Raw genomic sequence first — 17,792 nt, forward strand, 5'->3', positions numbered from 1 at the left:
ATTAATACAAATATTGCCGGGGCCGCGTTGCGGCCCTTTCGCGACACAAGGCCGCTCCCACAAGGGACCGCGTAAGACGAAAAAGGGTTTACTGGTCCTTTGCCTCATCCATCTTCAGCGTCCCTTCTTCGAAGATGTTCAGCTTCTGGCGCAGCTCGCGCGGCTGCATGGGTGCCTGCCCGGCCTCCCCTGGCGCAGCCGGTGCCGCAGCGGCCGGCGGTGCGGGCTCGGCAGCCGGTGCTTCTGGCGCGCCCTGCTCGCCTTCGATATTGCGCTGGGCCTTCTTGGTCAGCACGATGATGTCGATGCGGCGGTTGACCGGGTTGAACGGGTCCTTGCGGTCGAACAGCGACGACGAGGCGTAGCCGACCACCCGTGCCACCTGGCCGTCCGGGTAACCACCAGCCACCAGCGCGCGGCGCGCGGCGTTGGCACGGTTGGCCGACAGTTCCCAGTTGCCGAACTCGCCAGTGCCGGCATACGGCTTGGCATCGGTGTGGCCACTGATGCTGATCTTGTTCGGCACCGCTTTGATGGTGTCGGCCATAGCCAGCAGAATGTCCTCGAAGTACGGCTGCAGGCGCGCGCTGCCGATGTCGAACATCGGCCGGTTCTCGGCATCCATAATCTGGATGCGCAGGCCGTCCTGGGTGATCTCGAACAGGATCTGGTCCTTGAACTTCTGCAGCTGCGGGTTCTCTTCCACCTTGTTCTGCAGTTCCTGCAGCAGCAACTCCAGGCGCTCACGCTCAACCTGCTCGGCCATGGTCTCCACCTGGTCCTTGTCCAGCTGGATGCTGGTATCAGGCGTCGGTTCCGACTTGGCTTCGGGGTTGATGGTCTTTTCCGGCGCCAGCTGAGGGGAGCCACCCAGGTCGATGATGTAGGGCGTACCGCTTTCCGAGAAGCCGATCGGGTCCTTGAAGTAGCCGGCAATGGCGATCTTCTGTTCCGGCGTGGCCGTGGACAACAGCCAAAGCACCAGGAAGAACGCCATCATCGCCGTGGCGAAGTCGGCGAAGGCGATTTTCCAGGCGCCGCCGTGGTGGCCGCCGCCATAGCGCTTGACGCGCTTGACGATGATGGGCTGATTGTTCTCCATGACTCAGCGACCGCGGACCGCTTGTTCCAGCTCGGCGAAGCTTGGGCGGTGCTTGGGGTACAGCACCTTGCGCCCGAACTCGACCGCCAGCGAAGGCGGCATGCCCGAGGCCGAGGCCACCAAGGATGCCTTGATCGATTCGTAGAGGTTCAGCTCTTCCTTGGCATCGTGCTCCAGGCACTTGGCCAGCGGGCCGAAGAAGCCGTAGGCCGCCAGAATACCGAAGAAGGTACCCACCAGTGCCGCACCCACATGGAGGCCGATCGAGGCCTGGTCACCCTCGCCGAGCGAGGCCATGGTCACCACGATACCCAGTACCGCCGCAACGATACCGAAGCCGGGCATGCCGTCGGCGATACCGTTCACCGCATGGGAAGGGTGCTCCAGCTCTTCCTTCATGCTCAGCAGTTCCATGTCGAACAGGCCCTCGAGTTCGTGCGGGGCCATGTTGCCGGTGGACATGATGCGCAGGTAGTCGCAGACGAACGCGGTCATGCGCTCATCGGCCAGCACCGTCGGGTACTTGGCGAAGATCGGGCTGGCGGCGGCATCCTCGATGTCAGCCTCGATGGCCATCATGCCTTCGCGCCGGCTCTTGTTGAGGATCTCGTACACCAGGCCCAGCACTTCCAGGTAGAAGGCATGAGTGAAGCGCGAGCCGAACATCTTCATCGACTTCTTGATGACGTGCATGGTCATGTGGCCAGGGTTGGCCTGCAGGAATGCACCAAAGGCCGCACCGCCGATGATCAGTACTTCGAACGGCTGGATCAGTGCCGCGATCTTGCCGTGGGAAAGCACGTATCCGCCGAGCACGCTCGCGAATACGACGATGATGCCGATAATTTTAGCCATAGGTTCAAAGCACTTGCTGTCGTGGTCAGGGGAAGAGACGGGAGCTTTAAAACTCTTCTTCTACTTATCGGCAGAACTGCGCCAGACTATAGCCACTCAATGCGAAAAGCCAGTTCGGACTGATGTCAAAATGCCAATTGAAACCAAGGTGCCCGCTCAGGCTCCACGTACGCTAGAGGCCTGGGTAAAGCTGCTCGAGAGTGTTCGCATCCCCGTGCCGAAGCACAGCTACGACCGGGTCATGGCCGCCATCTACGATAGCCGCCGCTCGCTGCGCGATATCGCCGAACTGATGCAGGATAGCCCGGCACTGGTGCTGTCGGTGATGCGCGAAGCCAATCACCCCACCAATGCCAGCCTGGCAGAGCCCGCCGAAAGCCTGGAAGTCGCCCTCAACCGCCTGGGCCTGGAGCGCAGCGAGCAGCTGCTCAAGCGCCTGCCCGCAGTGCCCGTCGAAGAGATCCCGCCGGTACTGTGCCAGTTCCAGCTGATCAGCCAGCACGCCTCGCAGCAAGCCAGCGGCCTGTTCGCCAGCCGTCTGGCACGGCTGTGGCAGGAAATCCACTGGGGCAGCCTGTTGTTCCTGTCGCCGCTCTGGCCGCTGGCGCTGGCCTACCCCAAGCTGCTCGATACCTGGGAGCTGCGGGTAATCCACAAGGGTGAAGACGCTGCACATGTCGAGGAAGAACTGTTTGGCGTGCGCATCATGGAGTTGTGCCAGACCATGGCGGAGTACTGGCGCCTGCCACAGTGGGTGACCCAGGGTTACCGCCTGCTGCTGAAAGAGCGCGAACAACTGGCCCAGGTGCTCAGCATCGCCCGCGACCAGGACCTGCTCAGCCAGCAACACCGCCTGGATGCCGAGCCTGGTCTGCGCCGCTGGTTCAACCAGCCGGCCAACACCGTGCTGCTGGCCAACAACCTGGCCCTGGCGGCACAGGTGGGCTGGGACAACCCGCACCTGCTGCGCTGGCAACTGCTGACCGCACTGTACCTGCAGACCTCGCTGGAAGACGTACAGCAACAGGTGCACCAGCAGGCTGCGGCCAGCGCCCGCCGCCATGCCCAGCATGCCCTGTTCCACCCAGCCGAAGCGCTGATCTGGCCCTGGCACCAGCGCCGCCCGCACCCGGACATGCTGGCTCCGCCACCGCCGACCAACGACGAACTGGCACGCTGGCGCAAGCTGTGCCAGGACCTTCTGGTCCAGCCCAGCCCGTTTACCAACAGCGTGCACCTGGCCACGCAGGTTATCGAGGCCCTTCTGGCCGCTGGCCTGCAACGGATCCTGCTACTGAGCCTGGACAGGGCCAACGACCAGCTGCGCGTGCAGCAGATGGCCGGCCTGCCCAAGGAAGCCGGGGCACTGGTACTGCCGGTGGCGGAGAACAAACTGCTGCAAAAGCTGCTGGCCAAGGCCGGACAATTGCGTATCACCCCGGAAAACCACAGCCAGCTCTCGGCCCTGCTGCCGGCCCCACTGCGTGCCTTGTTCCGCAGCGAGCACGTACTGCTGCGCTCACTGGCGGTAAACGATCAGGTGCTGATGCTGATGGTGGCTGACCAAGGCTGTCGGCCGCTGGCCGATATCAGCGTGCAAGCCTTCGGCAAGACCGCACAGTGCACCGAACGGGCGATGTCGGTGTTTGCCAACCGCAAGGCCTGAGCCATGCGCTACAATCGCCCCTCTTTCCACACTGGAGACCGTGGATGACTGACTTTTCCGGCCTGCCCCTGGTGATCGAAGCTGCGGACCTGCTGCCGCGCCTGGATTCGCCACAGCTGATCCTGGTCGACCTGAGCAGCGCCAACCGCTATGTCAGCGGGCATATCCCCGGCGCACGCTTCGTCGAAGGCAAGCGTACCCAGCTCGGCCAGCCCCCCGCGCCCGGCCTGCTGCCGGCCCTGGGTGAGCTGGAAAAACTGTTCAGCGAACTCGGCCACCGCGACGATGCCGTGTATGTGGTGTATGACGATGAAGGCGGCGGCTGGGCCGGGCGCTTCATCTGGCTGCTCGATGTGATCGGCCACAAGCGTTACCACTACCTCAATGGCGGCATCCAGGCCTGGCCCGCGGACAAGCTCTCCACAGAGGTACCCACCAGCGGCAACACACCGGTGCACCTGCGCATCGACAGTTCGCCCACCGCCACCCGCGAGTACCTGCAAAGCCGCCTGGGCGCCAACGACCTGGTCATCTGGGACGCCCGTGGCCCGCAGGAATTCAGCGGCGAAAAAGTACTGGCAGCCAAGGGCGGCCACATCCCCGGCGCAATCAACTTCGAGTGGACCGCCGGCATGGACCTCAACGACCACCTGCGCATTCGCCAGGACATCGCCGAAGTCCTGCAGAACCTGGGCATCACCCCCGACAAGGAAGTGATCACCCACTGCCAGACCCACCGCCGCTCCGGTTTCACCTACCTGGTGGCCAAGGCCCTCGGCTACCCGCGCGTCAAGGCCTACGCCGGCTCGTGGAGCGAATGGGGCAACCACCCGGACACGCCTGTAGAAGTCTAAGGAACCTGCATGAAATCCCGTTTGTTCATCATCAGCCAGTACCTGCTGCCGCACCACCTGCTGTCGCGGCTGGCCGGCTGCATCGCCGAGTGCCGCGTGCGCTGGTTCAAGAACGCCTTCACCGCCTGGTTCGCCAAGCGTTACCAGGTCAACATGAGCGAAGCGCTGGTCGAGGACCTGAGCGCCTACGAGCACTTCAATGCATTCTTCACCCGCGCCCTGAAGCCGGGTGCCCGCCCGCTGGACGAGACCCCGGGCGCTATCCTGTGCCCGGCCGACGGTGCCGTCAGCCAGCTTGGCCCGATCGAGCATGGCCGCATCTTCCAGGCCAAAGGCCACGGTTTCAGCGCGCAGGAGCTGCTGGGTGGTGACCCGGCCATGGCCGCGCCGTTCATGGGTGGCGAGTTCGCCACCATCTACCTGTCGCCCAAGGACTACCACCGCGTGCACATGCCGCTGGCCGGCACCCTGCGTGAAATGGTCTACGTGCCGGGCCGCCTGTTCTCGGTCAACCAGACCACCGCAGAGAACGTCCCCGAGCTGTTCGCCCGTAACGAGCGCGTGGTCTGCCTGTTCGATACCGAGCGCGGGCCGATGGCCGTGGTGCTGGTTGGCGCAATGATCGTCGCTTCGATCGAAACCGTATGGGCCGGGCTGGTGACGCCGCCCAAGCGTGAACTGAAAACCTTCCGCTACGACGAAGCCAGCCGCGCGCCGATCCACCTGGAGAAAGGCGCCGAACTGGGCCGCTTCAAGCTGGGGTCGACTGCTATCGTGCTGTTCGGGCCGGAGCAGGTGAAATGGGCCGAAACGCTGGGTGCCGGCTCTGCGGTGCGTATGGGGCAGCAGCTGGCGGCGCCTGTGCAGGCTTGATTGCCTGATAGAACTTGGGGCCGCTTCGCAGCCCTTCGCGGGCACGCCCGCTCCCACAGGCTAAGCGCGACCTTTTCTGTGGGAGCGGGCGTGCCCGCGAAGGGCCGCAAAGCGGCCCCAAGTTTGCAGATCAGCCGCGGGCGTCGCGGTCGCGCAGGCCCAGCAGGTACAGCACCCCATCCAGCCCCAGCGTGGAAATCGCCTGCTTGGCCGACTGACGCACCAGCGGCTTGGCCCGGAACGCAACGCCCAAGCCGGCCAGCGACAACATCGGCAGGTCATTGGCACCGTCACCCACGGCAATGGTCTGCTCCAGCTGCAAACCTTCTTCGCTGGCCAGCTTCTGCAGCAGCTCGGCCTTGCGCTGGGCATCGACGATCGGCTCCACCGCCACACCGGTCACCTTGCCGTCGACCACTTCCAGCTCATTGGCGAACACATAGTCGATGCCCAGGCGTGCCTGCACCTGGCGGGCAAAGTAAGTGAAGCCACCGGACAGTATCGCTGTCTTGTAACCCAGGCGCTTGAGCTCGGCGAACAGGTTCTCGGCGCCCTCGGTCAGGCGCAGCGACGCACCGATCTCGTCCAGCACACCCACATCCAGGCCCTTGAGCAGCGCCATGCGCTCCTTGAAGCTGGCGCGGAAATCCAGTTCGCCACGCATGGCGCGCTCGGTGATTGCGGCCACCTGCTCACCCACGCCAGCAGCCTTGGCCAGTTCGTCGATGACTTCGGCTTCGATCAGCGTCGAGTCCATGTCGAACACCGCCAGGCGACGGTTGCGGCGGAACAGATCGTCCTTCTGGAAGGCGATATCGATGCTCAGCTCTTCAGCCAGGGCGAAGAAGTCTGCACGCAGCGCCTGGGCATCGCTCGGTACGCCGCGCACGGAGATTTCGATAGCCGCCTTGCCCTTGTCGGTCTCGGCATCCAGCGCCACACGTGCCGACAGGCGCTCGATGCGCTCGATGGTCAGGCCGTACTGGCTGATTACCGCACTCACCCGCTGCAGCTGCTCTGGCGTGATCTTGCGGCTGAGCAAGGTGACGATGTGGCGCGCCTCGCCCTGGCCATCGGCCCAATGCTGGTAGTCTGCCTCGGAAATCGGCGTATAGCGGGCCTGCAGGTTCAGTTCGTGGGCCTTGGCCTGCACGCTCTGCAGCAGCGAAGTTGCCACTTCGTTGTCCGGGATATCGACCAGAATGCCGAACGACAAGGTACCGTGCATGACTGCCAGGCCAATGTCGAGGATGCTCACACCGCCCTGCAGCAGGACGCCGGTGATAGCCGCAGTGAGACCGGGACGGTCCTCACCGGTGATGTTGATCAGGACGATTTCGCGCACAACCTGGCTCCGACTTCGATGAAAAATGCGCATTCTACCGATTTTCCGTGACCATCGGGCGCCAACGATACTTTGCCGACAAAACCCGGCTCGCTATACTGCCCCACACTTTCATGCCATTAAGAGCCGAGCTCAGTGAACCGGCCCACGCCCGTCAAAGCAGACAACTTCTTCCTGATGATCTATCGCGCCCTGAGTCAACGTCGCGTGCCGCTGGCACTGCGCATCGCCTGCACCAACATATTCCTGGTGGCGCTGGCGTTGGTGATCTACGCCTGCGTAATGGGCCTGCAGTTCAAGCAGGCCATGCACGAGCAGGCCGATGCCCTGGGCCAAAGCCTGACCACCCAGACCGCCACCTCGGCGACCGAGCTGCTGGTGGCCAACGACATCCTCAGCCTCAACGTGCTGCTCGGCAACCTGGTGAAGAACCCGCTGGTGGCCCATGCGGCGATCTACAGCGTGGACAACCGCATCCTCGCCGAAGCCGGGCAGCGCCCGCGCAACAGCCTGCTGGGCGAGGCCGAAGGCCTGTACCAGACCAAGATCACCTTCCAGGATGTGACCGCCGGGCAACTGCGCATCAGCCTGGACATGAGCCAGTTCCAGCAGCCGATGCTGATCAGCCTGCAGAGCATGGGCATACTTGCCGCCATCCTGCTGGTGCTGGCGCTGACCTTGAGCCTGCGCCAGGGCCGCTTCATCACTCTGCCATTGCTGCAGCTGCGGGTGTGGCTGCGCGACCCGCAACCCTATACCCCGGCCACCGACCGGCAGGACGAGATCGGCGACATCGCCCGCCAGCTGCACGCGCGCCTGGCCCCGCCACCGCCACCTGAGCCGGAGCCTGAAGAAGAGGACGACGAGCAGTTCGATGACCTGCACGACGCAGTCCCGGCAGCCAAGGCCGCACCACGCGCCAAACCTGCCACCCAGGCGGACGATGATGATGAAGCCTTCGCCGGCCTGCTGGACGACGAAAGCGCGCCCAAGGCCGCCGTGATTGAATCCGACGAGCCTCAGTACAGTGCCGTGCTTGCCGTGCAACTAGGTTCGCAGGAGCAGCTGCGTCGCCTGCCGCGCACGCGCCTGACCGAACTGACCGAGCGCTACCGCGATTGCCTGGAGCACGCCGCCTCGCTCTACGACGGCGAAACTCACACGCTCAACGACGGCAGCACCCTGGTGCTGTTCCACAGCCGCGACTGCGGCGAGGACTATCTGACCAACGCCATCTGCTGCGGCGAGCTATTGCGCGCCCTGGGCCATGCCCTGCAGATCGAGGTAGCGGACAGCGGCATAACCCTGCAGCTGCAACTGGGCCTGGCCCTGGGCAATGACCTGCAAGGGCTGGAGCTGGTGGACCTGCTGATGGCCGAAAAGGCCCAGGACGCCCTGGCACTGTCGCAGCACAGCCGCAACCTGTTGCTGGTGGAGCGGCAGATCAGCGATGACACGCTGATTCGCCAACGCGCCCGCATTCGCCCGATTGCCAGCCCCGAAGGCGCCTGCTGCGTGGAGCGCCTGATGGAGCCCTACCCGTCGATGCTGGAGCGGCAACTGGCGCGGATGCACGAACGCCGAGCCTGATATCGAGGTGGCTTCTTCGCGGGTAAACCCGCTCCCACAGGGATATCACCGCCCTCAAGGCCTGTGTTGTACCTGTGGGAGCGGGTTTACCCGCGAAGAGGCCGGTACAGGCAGTACACAAACAGCAGATACGAAAAAGCCCGCATCGTTGCGGGCTTTTTCGTACCTGGCAGTTCGATCAGAACCGGTAGACTTCCATATCGGTCCGAATCGGCGCAGCCATCGGGATCTTGGATTTCTCCGGCGTCTTCTTTACCTGAACCGGAGCAGCCTGCTTCTTTGGCGACTCTTCGGCAATCGCCGGCTGGTTTGCCAGCGGCTTGACCGCCGTGCTCAGCTGTTCGGCCAGCTTCTGCAGCAATTGACCCTGGGCCTGCACCTGCGACGCCTCGCTGCCCGCATGTGGCTGCTCAAGGTGAACGATGCGGTTGTCACGCACGTGGCCTCGGCGGTCCAGCAGGCGCCACTGGGCATCCAGGATGGCCGGCTGGTCCTTGCCCGAGTCCAGGCGCGTGATCGACAGCAGCACTTGTACATCCGGGTTGAAACCGGCCGCCGCCGGCGCCAGCACCACACGCTGGCTGTCCAGGCGCCAGGCAAGCTGGCGCACCAGCAGCTGGTCGATATCCGACGAAAGGCTACCGGCCCAACGACCGTCGGTCGCCGAACTCAGGCTGCCATCGGGCTGACGCTGCAGGAACGTCTCACGTTGCAGGTAATCGGCTACCGATACCGGGCCGAGCACCACGGCCATGCCCGCACTCTGCGAAGGCTGACCAGGATCACCACTGTCGAGCTGGTACAGGGCAACCGGCTGGTGCATGGTGCACCCGCCAAGGCCCAGCAGGCCAGTCATCAACAGCGCAAATGGAAGGCGCAGAAATTTCATCATCCCATCCAGGCGGTCGCCAACAGGCCAACCGCAGTGATACATGTAGGTTCAAACGGGCACACGGCCACGCCGGCACCGCAAGGGCCATATCATCCGCGAAATAACCGTCCGACTCCAGCATTTCTGCCCGGAACGGCGCTGAAATTGCCGTTCCAGACATTTCACCGGTTATGCCGGCACTTCCACCTGCAACCCATCGACCCGCTGGAACCCGCGTGGCAGCTTGCTGCCGCGCCGTCCGCGCTCGCCCTTGTAATGCTCCAGGTCGTCCGCTTTCAGAGATAGGGTACGCTTGCCGGCTTGCAATACAAGAGTCGCGCCATCGGCAATCACTGCCAGATCGGTAACGAATTCTTCACGGCTGGCCACCCGGTCGCCCGGCACCCCGATGATCTTGTTGCCCTTGCCTTTGCCCAGCTGAGGCAGGTCACTGACCTTGAACACCAGCAGGCGGCCTTCGGTGGTCACCGCCGCCAGCCAGTCCTGCTCGCGGTTGGCCACCAGGCGCGGGGTCATGACCTTGGCACCGTTGGGCAGGCTGAGCAAGCCCTTGCCGGCCTTGTTCTTGGCCTGCAGGTCTTCACCCTTGACCACGAAGCCATAGCCGGCGTCCGAGGCCACTACGTACAGCGCGTCGTCGTCCGGCAACAGCACGCACTCGAAGGTGGCCCCCGGCGGTGGTGTCAGGCGACCGGTCAGCGGTTCGCCCTGACCACGCGCCGATGGCAGGCTGTGGGCGGCCAGCGAGTAACTGCGGCCAGTGGAGTCGATGAGTACGGCAAACTGGTTGGAGCGCCCGGCAGCGGCGGCCTTGAAGCCATCGCCGGCCTTGTACGACAGGCCGGTGGCATCGATGTCGTGGCCTTTGGCGCAGCGCACCCAGCCCTTCTCCGACAGCACCACGGTGACCGGCTCGGTCGGCATCAGCTCGTTTTCCGACAGGGCCTTGGCCTCGGCGCGCTCGACGATCGGCGAGCGGCGGTCGTCGCCATAGGTTTCGGCATCCTTGATCAGCTCGCTGCGTACCAGCTTGCGCAGCTTGGCCTCACTGCCCAGCAGGGCCAGCAGTTTGGCCTGTTCCTTCAGCAATTCGTCCTGCTCGCCGCGGATCTTCATCTCCTCCAGGCGCGCCAATTGACGCAGGCGGGTCTCGAGGATGTAATCGGCCTGGATTTCGGTCAGGCCGAAGCGGGCAATCAGCGCCTGTTTGGGGTGCTCCTCGGTGCGGATGATGTGGATCACTTCATCCAGGTTGAGGAACGCGGTCAGCAAACCTTCCAACAGGTGCAGACGCTTCTCCACCTTGTCCAGGCGGTGCTGCAGACGGCGACGAACGGTATTGGTGCGGAACTCCAGCCATTCCACCAGAATCGTCCGCAGGTTCTTCAACTGCGGGCGGCCATCCAGGCCGATGATGTTGATGTTGACCCGGTAGCTGCTCTCCAGGTCAGTGGTGGCAAACAGGTGCTGCATCAGTTCATCGGCATCCACCCGGTTGGAGCGCGGGATGATGACGATGCGGCACGGGTTCTCGTGGTCCGACTCGTCACGCAGGTCGGCGACCATCGGCAGCTTCTTGGCCTGCATCTGCGCAGCGATCTGCTCCAGCACCTTGGCTCCGGAGACCTGGTGCGGCAGCGCGGTGACAACGATGTCGCCATCCTCGACGCGGTACACGGCACGCATGCGGATGGAACCGCGGCCGCTTTCGTACATCTTGAGGATTTCTGCCCGCGGCGTGACGATCTCGGCCTCGGTCGGGTAGTCCGGCCCCTGGATGTGCTCGCACAGCTGCTCGATGGTGGCCTTGGGCTCGTCGAGCAGGCGCACACATGCCGTAGCCACTTCACGCAGGTTGTGCGGCGGCACGTCGGTGGCCATGCCCACGGCGATACCAGTGGTGCCGTTGAGCAGGATGTTGGGCAGGCGCGCAGGCAACACGGCCGGCTCCTGCAGGGTGCCGTCGAAGTTGGGCACCCAGTCCACGGTGCCCTGGCCGACTTCGCTGAGCAGCACTTCGGCGTAGCGCGAAAGACGCGCTTCGGTATAACGCATGGCAGCGAACGACTTCGGATCGTCCGGCGCACCCCAGTTGCCCTGACCGTCGACCAGGGTGTAGCGGTAGCTGAACGGCTGCGCCATCAGCACCATGGCCTCGTAGCAGGCCGAGTCGCCGTGGGGGTGGAACTTGCCGAGCACGTCACCAACGGTACGCGCCGACTTCTTGTGCTTGGCATCGGCATCGAGCCCCAACTCGCTCATGGCGTAGACGATGCGTCGCTGCACCGGCTTCAGGCCATCGCCGATGTGCGGCAGGGCGCGGTCCATGATCACGTACATGGAGTAGTTGAGGTAGGCCTGTTCGGTGAAGTCAGCCAGCGAGCGGCGTTCCACGCCGTCCAGGCTGAGTTCCAGTGAGTCGCTCATGCGGGCCTCGTCATTTCAGGTTCTGGCGCAGCAGCATGGTGCCGCCGCGCTGGGTAAATTCAAGTTGTTTCAGGGCACTCATGCCCAGCAATACGGTATGCCCGTCCAGGCCCGGTACCACGATGGCACGCACGTCCTGCAGGCGGATATCACCCAACTGCAGGCTGGCAAGGCGCGTTCGGTAACCTTCGGTACGACCGTTGGCGGTACTGAGCTGCACCGGGCTGCCGCGCTGCAGGCCCAGCTCGCGAGCCAATGCCTCGGGGATGGCCACGTCGGTGGCACCTGTGTCGAGCATGAAATGCACCACCTGGCCATTGATCGCGCCATCCACCACGAAGTGGCCCTGGCCGTTGCCGAGCAGACGCACCTCGATGAAGCCTTCGCCATGCGACGATTGCACCTGGGCATTGGGGTTGCGCTGGCTGTCTTCCCATTGGCCGAAGAAACGCGTGGCAAGGAACAGCGCCGCCGCCCAGGCGACGATCATCAATACCTTGCCAGCCCGCTTGCCCGGTGCCTGGCTCATGGCTTGGCGCTCCATCCGCCTTCCGGCGCATCGAAGCGCCAGACGATCGGGCGTGTCTCGCCATCGGCGCGGGCGCCGTTGTTGTTGTCCACACCGATCCAGGCGCCCTTGGCATCGATCACCAGGGCCTCGGCCAAGCCGAACGGCTGTTGATAACGGCGCGACTCGACCAGGGCATCGGCAGCGAACGACCAGCAGCGCTCGACCTTGCCACTGTCGGTATCGCGACGGCACACCCTGTAAGCGTTGCGTTCGAGGGTGAACAGCTTGCCTTCGAACCAGGCCAGGTCGGCAAAGTCGCGTGACAGCGCCTGGGCATTGGGCATCTGTGCCGGCTGCATTTCGACGCCAGCCTCGCTCAGCAGCACGCAGCTGCGCCCGCAGGTCCACACCGATTGCTGGCGCTCGATTGCCACCAGGCCCCGCCGTTCGCGCTCGGCGGCCAGCCACAGGCGGTCGCCCGCCGGGCTGATCGCCAGGCCTTCGAACAAGGCGTTGAAGTTCAGCAGCATGCCACTGGCCCGGGCCTGGCGCACCATCGCCGGGTCGATCTTCAACCAGTCCGGCTTGCCCTCCAGCGGTAGCTGCAGTACGGCAGCATGGGCCTCGCTGACCAGGTACAGGTTACCAGCCTGGTCACAGGTGATGCCTTCGAAATCCAGCTCACCACCGCGAACGTACGAAGCCGCCCAGTTGCGCGACTTCAGCCCCCACGGCAGGCCGCTTTCCGGCACCGGCGGCGGCGTGAAGGTGAGCGGCTGTGCGCGCCAGGTGGCGTTCTGCTGGTCAAGGCGGTAGATGCGGTCGTCGTCACGGTCGGACACGCCCCACAGTCCGCCCCGGCATTCCACCAGGCCAGACAGGTTGCCACCGCGCATGCCTTCGATCGGGTGCTCGGCGTTCAGCTTCAACTCTGGCCAGCTGCCCGCCAGGCTCGGCAGGGCAACCAGCGCCAGGCAGGCAGCCAGAAGCCGCCGAATCAAACCATGACCTCGGCCAGGTTGCCCTTGGTTTCCAGCCAGCTCTTGCGGTCGCCCGCGCGCTTCTTGGCCAGCAGCTTGTCCATCAGCTCGCAGGTGGCCTGTACATCGTCCAGGGTCAGCTGCACCAGGCGCCGGGTGTTCGGGTCCATGGTGGTTTCGCGCAGCTGTGGCGGGTTCATCTCGCCCAGGCCCTTGAAGCGGGTGACCTGTGGCTTGCCGCGTTTCTTCTCGGCCACCAGGCGATCGAGGATACCGTCACGCTCGGCCTCGTCGAGGGCGTAGTAGATTTCCTTGCCCAGGTCGATGCGATACAGCGGCGGCATGGCCACGTACACATGCCCGGCCTCGACCAGCGCGCGGAAGTGCTGGACGAACAGCGCGCACAGCAGCGTGGCGATGTGCAGGCCGTCGGAGTCGGCGTCGGCGAGGATGCAGATCTTGCCATAGCGCAGCTGCGCAAGGTCGGTGGCCCCCGGGTCGACGCCAATGGCCACGGCGATGTTGTGCACTTCCTGGCTGGCCAGGACTTCGCCACCGTCCACTTCCCAGGTGTTGAGGATCTTGCCACGCAGCGGCAGGATCGCCTGGAACTCCTTGTCACGCGCCTGCTTCGCCGAGCCACCGGCCGAGTCACCCTCGACCAGGAACAGTTCGGCGCGCATCGGATCCTGGCCGGCGCAATCGGCCAGTTTGCCGGGGAGTGCCGGCCCCTGGGTGATGCGCTTGCGCTCGACCTTCTTGCTGGCCTTCAGGCGACGCCCGGCGTTGCTGATGGCCAGCTCCGCCAGCTGCATGCCCAACTCGGGGTGGGCGTTGAGCCACAGGCTGAAAGCGTCCTTGACCACGCCGGAAACGAAGGCAGCCGCCTCGCGCGACGACAGGCGCTCCTTGGTCTGCCCGGAGAACTGCGGGTCCTGCATCTTCATCGACAGCACGAAGGTGATACGTTCCCAGACGTCTTCCGGGGCCAGCTTCACGCCGCGCGGCAGCAGGTTGCGGAACTCGCAGAACTCACGCATGGCGTCCAGCAGGCCCTGGCGCAGGCCGTTGACGTGGGTGCCGCCCTGGGCAGTAGGGATCAGGTTGACGTAGCTTTCCTGGATGCTGTCACCGCCTTCGGGCAACCACAACAGGGCCCAGTCCACGGCCTCCTTGTTACCGGCCAGGCTGCCGCAGAACGGCTCGTCGGGCAGGCGCTGGAACTCGTTGACCGAATCGACCAGGTAGGAGCGCAGGCCGTCTTCATAGTGCCATTCGACCTTCTCGCCGCTGGCCTTGTCCTCGAAGCTGACCAGCAGGCCCGGGCACAGCACGGCCTTGGCCTTGAGCACGTGCTTGAGGCGGCTGATGGAGAACTTCGGCGAATCGAAGTACTTGGGGTCGGGGCTGAAGTACACGCTGGTACCGGTGTTGCGCTTGCCAACCGAGCCGACCACTTCCAGCTCGCTGGCCTTGAAGCCATCGGCGAAGGTCATCTGGTATTCGTTGCCGTCACGTTTGACGCGCACGCGCACCTGGGTCGACAGGGCGTTGACCACCGAAATGCCCACGCCGTGAAGGCCACCGGAGAACTGGTAGTTCTTGTTGGAGAACTTGCCGCCGGCGTGCAGCTTGGTGAGGATCAGTTCGACCCCGGACACGCCCTCTTCCGGGTGGATGTCCACCGGCATGCCGCGGCCATCGTCGCTGACTTCCAGCGAGTGGTCGGCATGGAGGATGACCTGCACCGAACGGGCATGCCCGGCCAGGGCTTCGTCGACACTGTTGTCGATGACTTCCTGGGCCAGGTGGTTGGGGCGGCTGGTATCGGTGTACATGCCCGGCCGCTTGCGGACCGGGTCAAGGCCCGAGAGGACTTCGATGGCGTCTGCGTTATAGGCGCTAGCGCTGGGAGTGGCCATAGGGTCTCGTCGTCAGTCTGGTGAATGCAAAAAGTCAAAATACAGAAAAATCGAGCGCTGCATACTGCCCACGGGCAATGCCGGCGAAGGCCAGCAGTGCCGGCAGGCGCTCGGCGAAGCCCTGGAAGCTGTGATCGCCGCCGGCCTGTATGCGCAGCGCACAAGCACGGTAATAGCGCTCGGCATGGCGATAGTCCAAGGTTTCATCGGCGGTCTGCAGCCACACTTGATAGCGGCTGGCATCCACCGGGGCTGGTACTTCCAGTTCGGCCAGGGCCTGCACGTGATCGTGGGTCAACTCCCAGGCTTCACCGGTGTAGTGATTGTGCTGGATGCCCAGGTAGCCGTCGAAATGCTTGTGCGGGGTTACCGCCGGGTTCACCAGCAGGGCCTTGAGGCCGTGGCGCTCGGCCAGATGGGTGGCATAGTAGCCGCCGAGCGAACTGCCCACCAGTAATGGCGCGCCAAGTTCGCCGATGGCCGCTTCGAGCTGGGCGATGGCCTGGCGTGGGTGGTGGTGCAAGGCAGGCACCCGCAATTGGGCCGACAGACCCAGCTGCTGCATCACGGCCTCGAGTTGGCGCGCCTTGGTCGAAAGTGGCGAGCTGTTGAAGCCATGGATATAGAGGATGGAACCCGACATGCTGCCCCCGGAATCTGCGGCTTCGCGCCCGGTGATATGGGCGCAGGGACGCGCAGTGTAGCGCGTTCGCCGGGTTTTGACGCAGTGTCACGGGTTTCGCAACAATTTCTTCACCGAAGTCGCAACCACAGTTCCCTGTAGGAGCGCGTCTGCAGCCGCAGCTCAATACCCCGGGCTATCGAAATCGAGCTTCACTTCGAAGTCCAGCGCCCGCTCCACTCCAGTCTCCAACCGCCCATCGGCATGCAGGCGCAGCCAGCGGTATCCAGGCTGCTCGTCGCTCACCTTGAAGTCTTCGCTACCCGCCGCAAACTGGATACAAGTCGACGGGGTGGCCAGCAGGCGCCGACCACCGCGCATTTCATCCCATTCCTGATGCACATGCCCCCACAGCAGCGCCCGCACCTGTGGATAACCCTCGACGATATCGAACAGCGCCTGGGCATTGCGCAAGCCGATTGGCGCGATCCAGGCACAGCCGATATCCACCGGCTGATGGTGGAAGCACACCAGGCAGTGCCGGTTGCCCGCCTCTTGCAGGGCTGCCTTCAACACGCTCAGCTGGTCATCTTCCAGCAGCCCATGGGTGGCCCCAGGTACCGCAGTGTCGAGCGTGATGATGCGCCACGCACCGATATCGGTCACTGCCTGCACCAGCTCCGGTGCCACTTGCGCCATGACCCGCGCCTCGTCGTGGTTGCCCGGCAACCAGCGCGTGGGCACGGCAAATGGCGCGGTCAGCTCGCGGAACGCTTCGTAGGACGCCGCGCTGGCGTCCTGGGACAGGTCGCCGGTGCACAGCAGCAGGTCGACAAGCGGCTGCTCCCGCCGCACCTGGGCCACTACATGGCGCAAGCTGTCACGGGTATTGAGGCCCAGCATGCTGCCGGCCGGGTCGGCGAACAGGTGGGCATCGGTCAGTTGCACCACATGCACGGGGCGCGATTGGTCTTGCTGCGGCAACGGCCGTCTCCTCGAACGGATTCAGCAGGAATTATGGCTGTGCAACGGTCGCGAGCAAACACCCACGAACGACCTGCGTCACACTTCAGCGAACGCTCGCCAGTTCGTGACCACAAGCCAGGCAGTGACTCAGCCATTCACCGAGAAACAGGTTGAGCTGGGCCTTTTCGTCCGGCTGGTGCATGGCCTCGTTCGGATATGGGTAGATGCTGCGCAGGCGCCGGGTGTGCTCGGCACTGACCACTTCGGCCATGCGCGCATCGTGGTACACCTGCACTTCCAGGTGCGGAACCGGCAACCACGGCAGGCTGTGCTCTTGGCGCACGTGCAGGGTAGTGGTGTACGGGCAGGCCAGTACCACGTCGAGCACCAGCACGCCGAGCATCTGGTCGCCTTGGGTCATGCCGATGCGGCGCGAGCTCTGGGTGGTGCGCATGTCTGGCAACAGGCGCATCAGCCGGGCGTAGTTGGCCTCGCAGGCTGCCTGCAGCCCGACCAGGTCGACCCGATAACGCTCGCGCAGCAGGTTCACTTCCACATACCTCGTACTTCGTCACGATTCAGCGCCAGCCATTGCAGGCCGATGATGGTCGCCGCGTTGCAGATGCGCCCGTCGCGTACCGCCTGCAAGGCATCCTCGAACGACCACACGCGCACGCGAATGTCCTCGCCCTCTTCTTCCAGGCCATGCAGGCCGCCCGCCCCTTCACTGCGGCAACGGCCGAGGAACAGGTGAACGTATTCGTCACTACCGCCGGGCGACGGGAAGTAACGGGTCATCGGCCACAGGGCGCTGAAGGCCAGGCCGGCTTCTTCTTCGGCTTCGCGGTGAGCGACTTCCTCGGGTTGCTCGTCCTTGTCGATCAGCCCGGCCACCATCTCGATCAGCCAGGGGTTGTCGACCTTGTCCAGTGCACCGACGCGGAACTGCTCGATCAGCACCACTTCATCGCGCAATGGGTCGTACGGCAGCACGCACACCGCATCATGGCGCACGAACAGTTCGCGGCTGATCTCGCGGCCCATGCCCCCGGCAAACAACTCGTGGCGCAGGCGTAGCTTGTCGAGCTTGTAAAAGCCCTGGAAGCAGTTGGCCCGCTCGATGATTTCGAAGCCCTTGGGCACTGAGTTCAACGCGTCTGACATGGAAATCCTCATTACCTCGAATA

At 64.3% G+C, this 17,792-nt stretch carries 16 protein-coding genes; 4 read left to right on the forward strand and 12 right to left on the reverse strand.

Features of this window, described 5'->3' with window-relative positions:
• Nucleotides 1-88: 88 nt before the first annotated feature.
• Nucleotides 89-1,102: a flagellar motor protein MotB gene (gene motB / locus JV551A3_RS28360; protein ID WP_133975758.1), complete on the reverse strand. Its 1,014-nt coding sequence runs from the start codon at nucleotides 1,100-1,102 to the stop codon at nucleotides 89-91.
• A gap of 3 nt (nucleotides 1,103-1,105) precedes the next feature.
• On the reverse strand, nucleotides 1,106-1,957 hold the full coding sequence (gene motA, locus JV551A3_RS28365; protein WP_112253690.1) for a flagellar motor stator protein MotA: 852 nt from the start codon (nucleotides 1,955-1,957) through the stop codon (nucleotides 1,106-1,108).
• A gap of 130 nt (nucleotides 1,958-2,087) precedes the next feature.
• Between motA and JV551A3_RS28370 the strand changes: the two genes are divergently transcribed.
• From JV551A3_RS28370 to asd, 3 genes are read left to right on the forward strand one after another with little or no spacing between them, the layout of a single operon-like run.
• A complete protein-coding gene (locus JV551A3_RS28370; protein ID WP_133975760.1) occupies nucleotides 2,088-3,623 on the forward strand; it encodes an HDOD domain-containing protein in 1,536 nt (511 codons plus the stop codon).
• Between the two features lie 44 nt (nucleotides 3,624-3,667).
• The gene (locus JV551A3_RS28375) at nucleotides 3,668-4,477 is read left to right on the forward strand and encodes a rhodanese-like domain-containing protein (protein ID WP_133975762.1); all 810 of its coding nucleotides are present in this window, start codon (nucleotides 3,668-3,670) and stop codon (nucleotides 4,475-4,477) included.
• A gap of 9 nt (nucleotides 4,478-4,486) precedes the next feature.
• Nucleotides 4,487-5,350: an archaetidylserine decarboxylase gene (gene asd / locus JV551A3_RS28380; protein WP_133975764.1), complete on the forward strand. Its 864-nt coding sequence runs from the start codon at nucleotides 4,487-4,489 to the stop codon at nucleotides 5,348-5,350.
• A gap of 130 nt (nucleotides 5,351-5,480) precedes the next feature.
• Here asd and serB read toward each other — a convergent pair whose 3' ends face one another.
• Nucleotides 5,481-6,695 (reverse strand): phosphoserine phosphatase SerB, encoded by a 1,215-nt coding sequence (gene serB / locus JV551A3_RS28385; protein WP_166674312.1) that lies wholly within the window; start codon nucleotides 6,693-6,695, stop codon nucleotides 5,481-5,483.
• Between the two features lie 135 nt (nucleotides 6,696-6,830).
• Between serB and JV551A3_RS28390 the strand changes: the two genes are divergently transcribed.
• Nucleotides 6,831-8,285, forward strand: a complete 1,455-nt coding sequence (locus JV551A3_RS28390; protein ID WP_112253695.1) for an AhpA/YtjB family protein — start codon at nucleotides 6,831-6,833, stop codon at nucleotides 8,283-8,285.
• A gap of 178 nt (nucleotides 8,286-8,463) precedes the next feature.
• Here JV551A3_RS28390 and JV551A3_RS28400 read toward each other — a convergent pair whose 3' ends face one another.
• From JV551A3_RS28400 to JV551A3_RS28440, 9 genes are all read right to left on the reverse strand, one after another.
• Nucleotides 8,464-9,174, reverse strand: coding sequence for a PqiC family protein (locus JV551A3_RS28400; protein ID WP_112253696.1), 711 nt, complete (start codon nucleotides 9,172-9,174; stop codon nucleotides 8,464-8,466).
• 171 nt (nucleotides 9,175-9,345) lie between these two features.
• Nucleotides 9,346-11,604 carry a DNA topoisomerase IV subunit A gene (gene parC, locus JV551A3_RS28405; RefSeq protein ID WP_133975768.1) on the reverse strand — a complete coding sequence of 753 codons (2,259 nt, stop codon included), beginning with the start codon at nucleotides 11,602-11,604 and terminating at the stop codon, nucleotides 9,346-9,348.
• Nucleotides 11,605-11,614: 10 nt separating this feature from the next.
• Nucleotides 11,615-12,133 (reverse strand): retropepsin-like aspartic protease family protein, encoded by a 519-nt coding sequence (locus JV551A3_RS28410; protein WP_133975771.1) that lies wholly within the window; start codon nucleotides 12,131-12,133, stop codon nucleotides 11,615-11,617.
• Nucleotides 12,130-13,116, reverse strand: coding sequence for an esterase-like activity of phytase family protein (locus tag JV551A3_RS28415; RefSeq protein ID WP_133975773.1), 987 nt, complete (start codon nucleotides 13,114-13,116; stop codon nucleotides 12,130-12,132). The genes JV551A3_RS28410 and JV551A3_RS28415 overlap by 4 nt, the downstream gene beginning before the upstream one ends.
• Nucleotides 13,113-15,017, reverse strand: coding sequence for a DNA topoisomerase IV subunit B (gene parE, locus JV551A3_RS28420; protein WP_015272020.1), 1,905 nt, complete (start codon nucleotides 15,015-15,017; stop codon nucleotides 13,113-13,115). The genes JV551A3_RS28415 and parE overlap by 4 nt, the downstream gene beginning before the upstream one ends.
• Nucleotides 15,018-15,051: 34 nt before the next feature.
• The gene (locus tag JV551A3_RS28425; protein ID WP_133975775.1) at nucleotides 15,052-15,660 is read right to left on the reverse strand and encodes a YqiA/YcfP family alpha/beta fold hydrolase; all 609 of its coding nucleotides are present in this window, start codon (nucleotides 15,658-15,660) and stop codon (nucleotides 15,052-15,054) included.
• Nucleotides 15,661-15,822: 162 nt separating this feature from the next.
• Nucleotides 15,823-16,623 (reverse strand): 3',5'-cyclic-AMP phosphodiesterase, encoded by an 801-nt coding sequence (cpdA, locus tag JV551A3_RS28430; protein ID WP_133979312.1) that lies wholly within the window; start codon nucleotides 16,621-16,623, stop codon nucleotides 15,823-15,825.
• Between the two features lie 85 nt (nucleotides 16,624-16,708).
• Nucleotides 16,709-17,161, reverse strand: coding sequence for a DUF1249 domain-containing protein (locus JV551A3_RS28435; RefSeq protein WP_016501905.1), 453 nt, complete (start codon nucleotides 17,159-17,161; stop codon nucleotides 16,709-16,711).
• Nucleotides 17,152-17,769: an NUDIX domain-containing protein gene (locus JV551A3_RS28440; RefSeq protein ID WP_133975780.1), complete on the reverse strand. Its 618-nt coding sequence runs from the start codon at nucleotides 17,767-17,769 to the stop codon at nucleotides 17,152-17,154. The genes JV551A3_RS28435 and JV551A3_RS28440 overlap by 10 nt, the downstream gene beginning before the upstream one ends.
• Between the last annotated feature and the right edge of the window lie 23 nt (nucleotides 17,770-17,792).

The organism is Pseudomonas inefficax, assembly GCF_900277125.1.
Lineage (GTDB): Bacteria > Pseudomonadota > Gammaproteobacteria > Pseudomonadales > Pseudomonadaceae > Aquipseudomonas > Aquipseudomonas inefficax.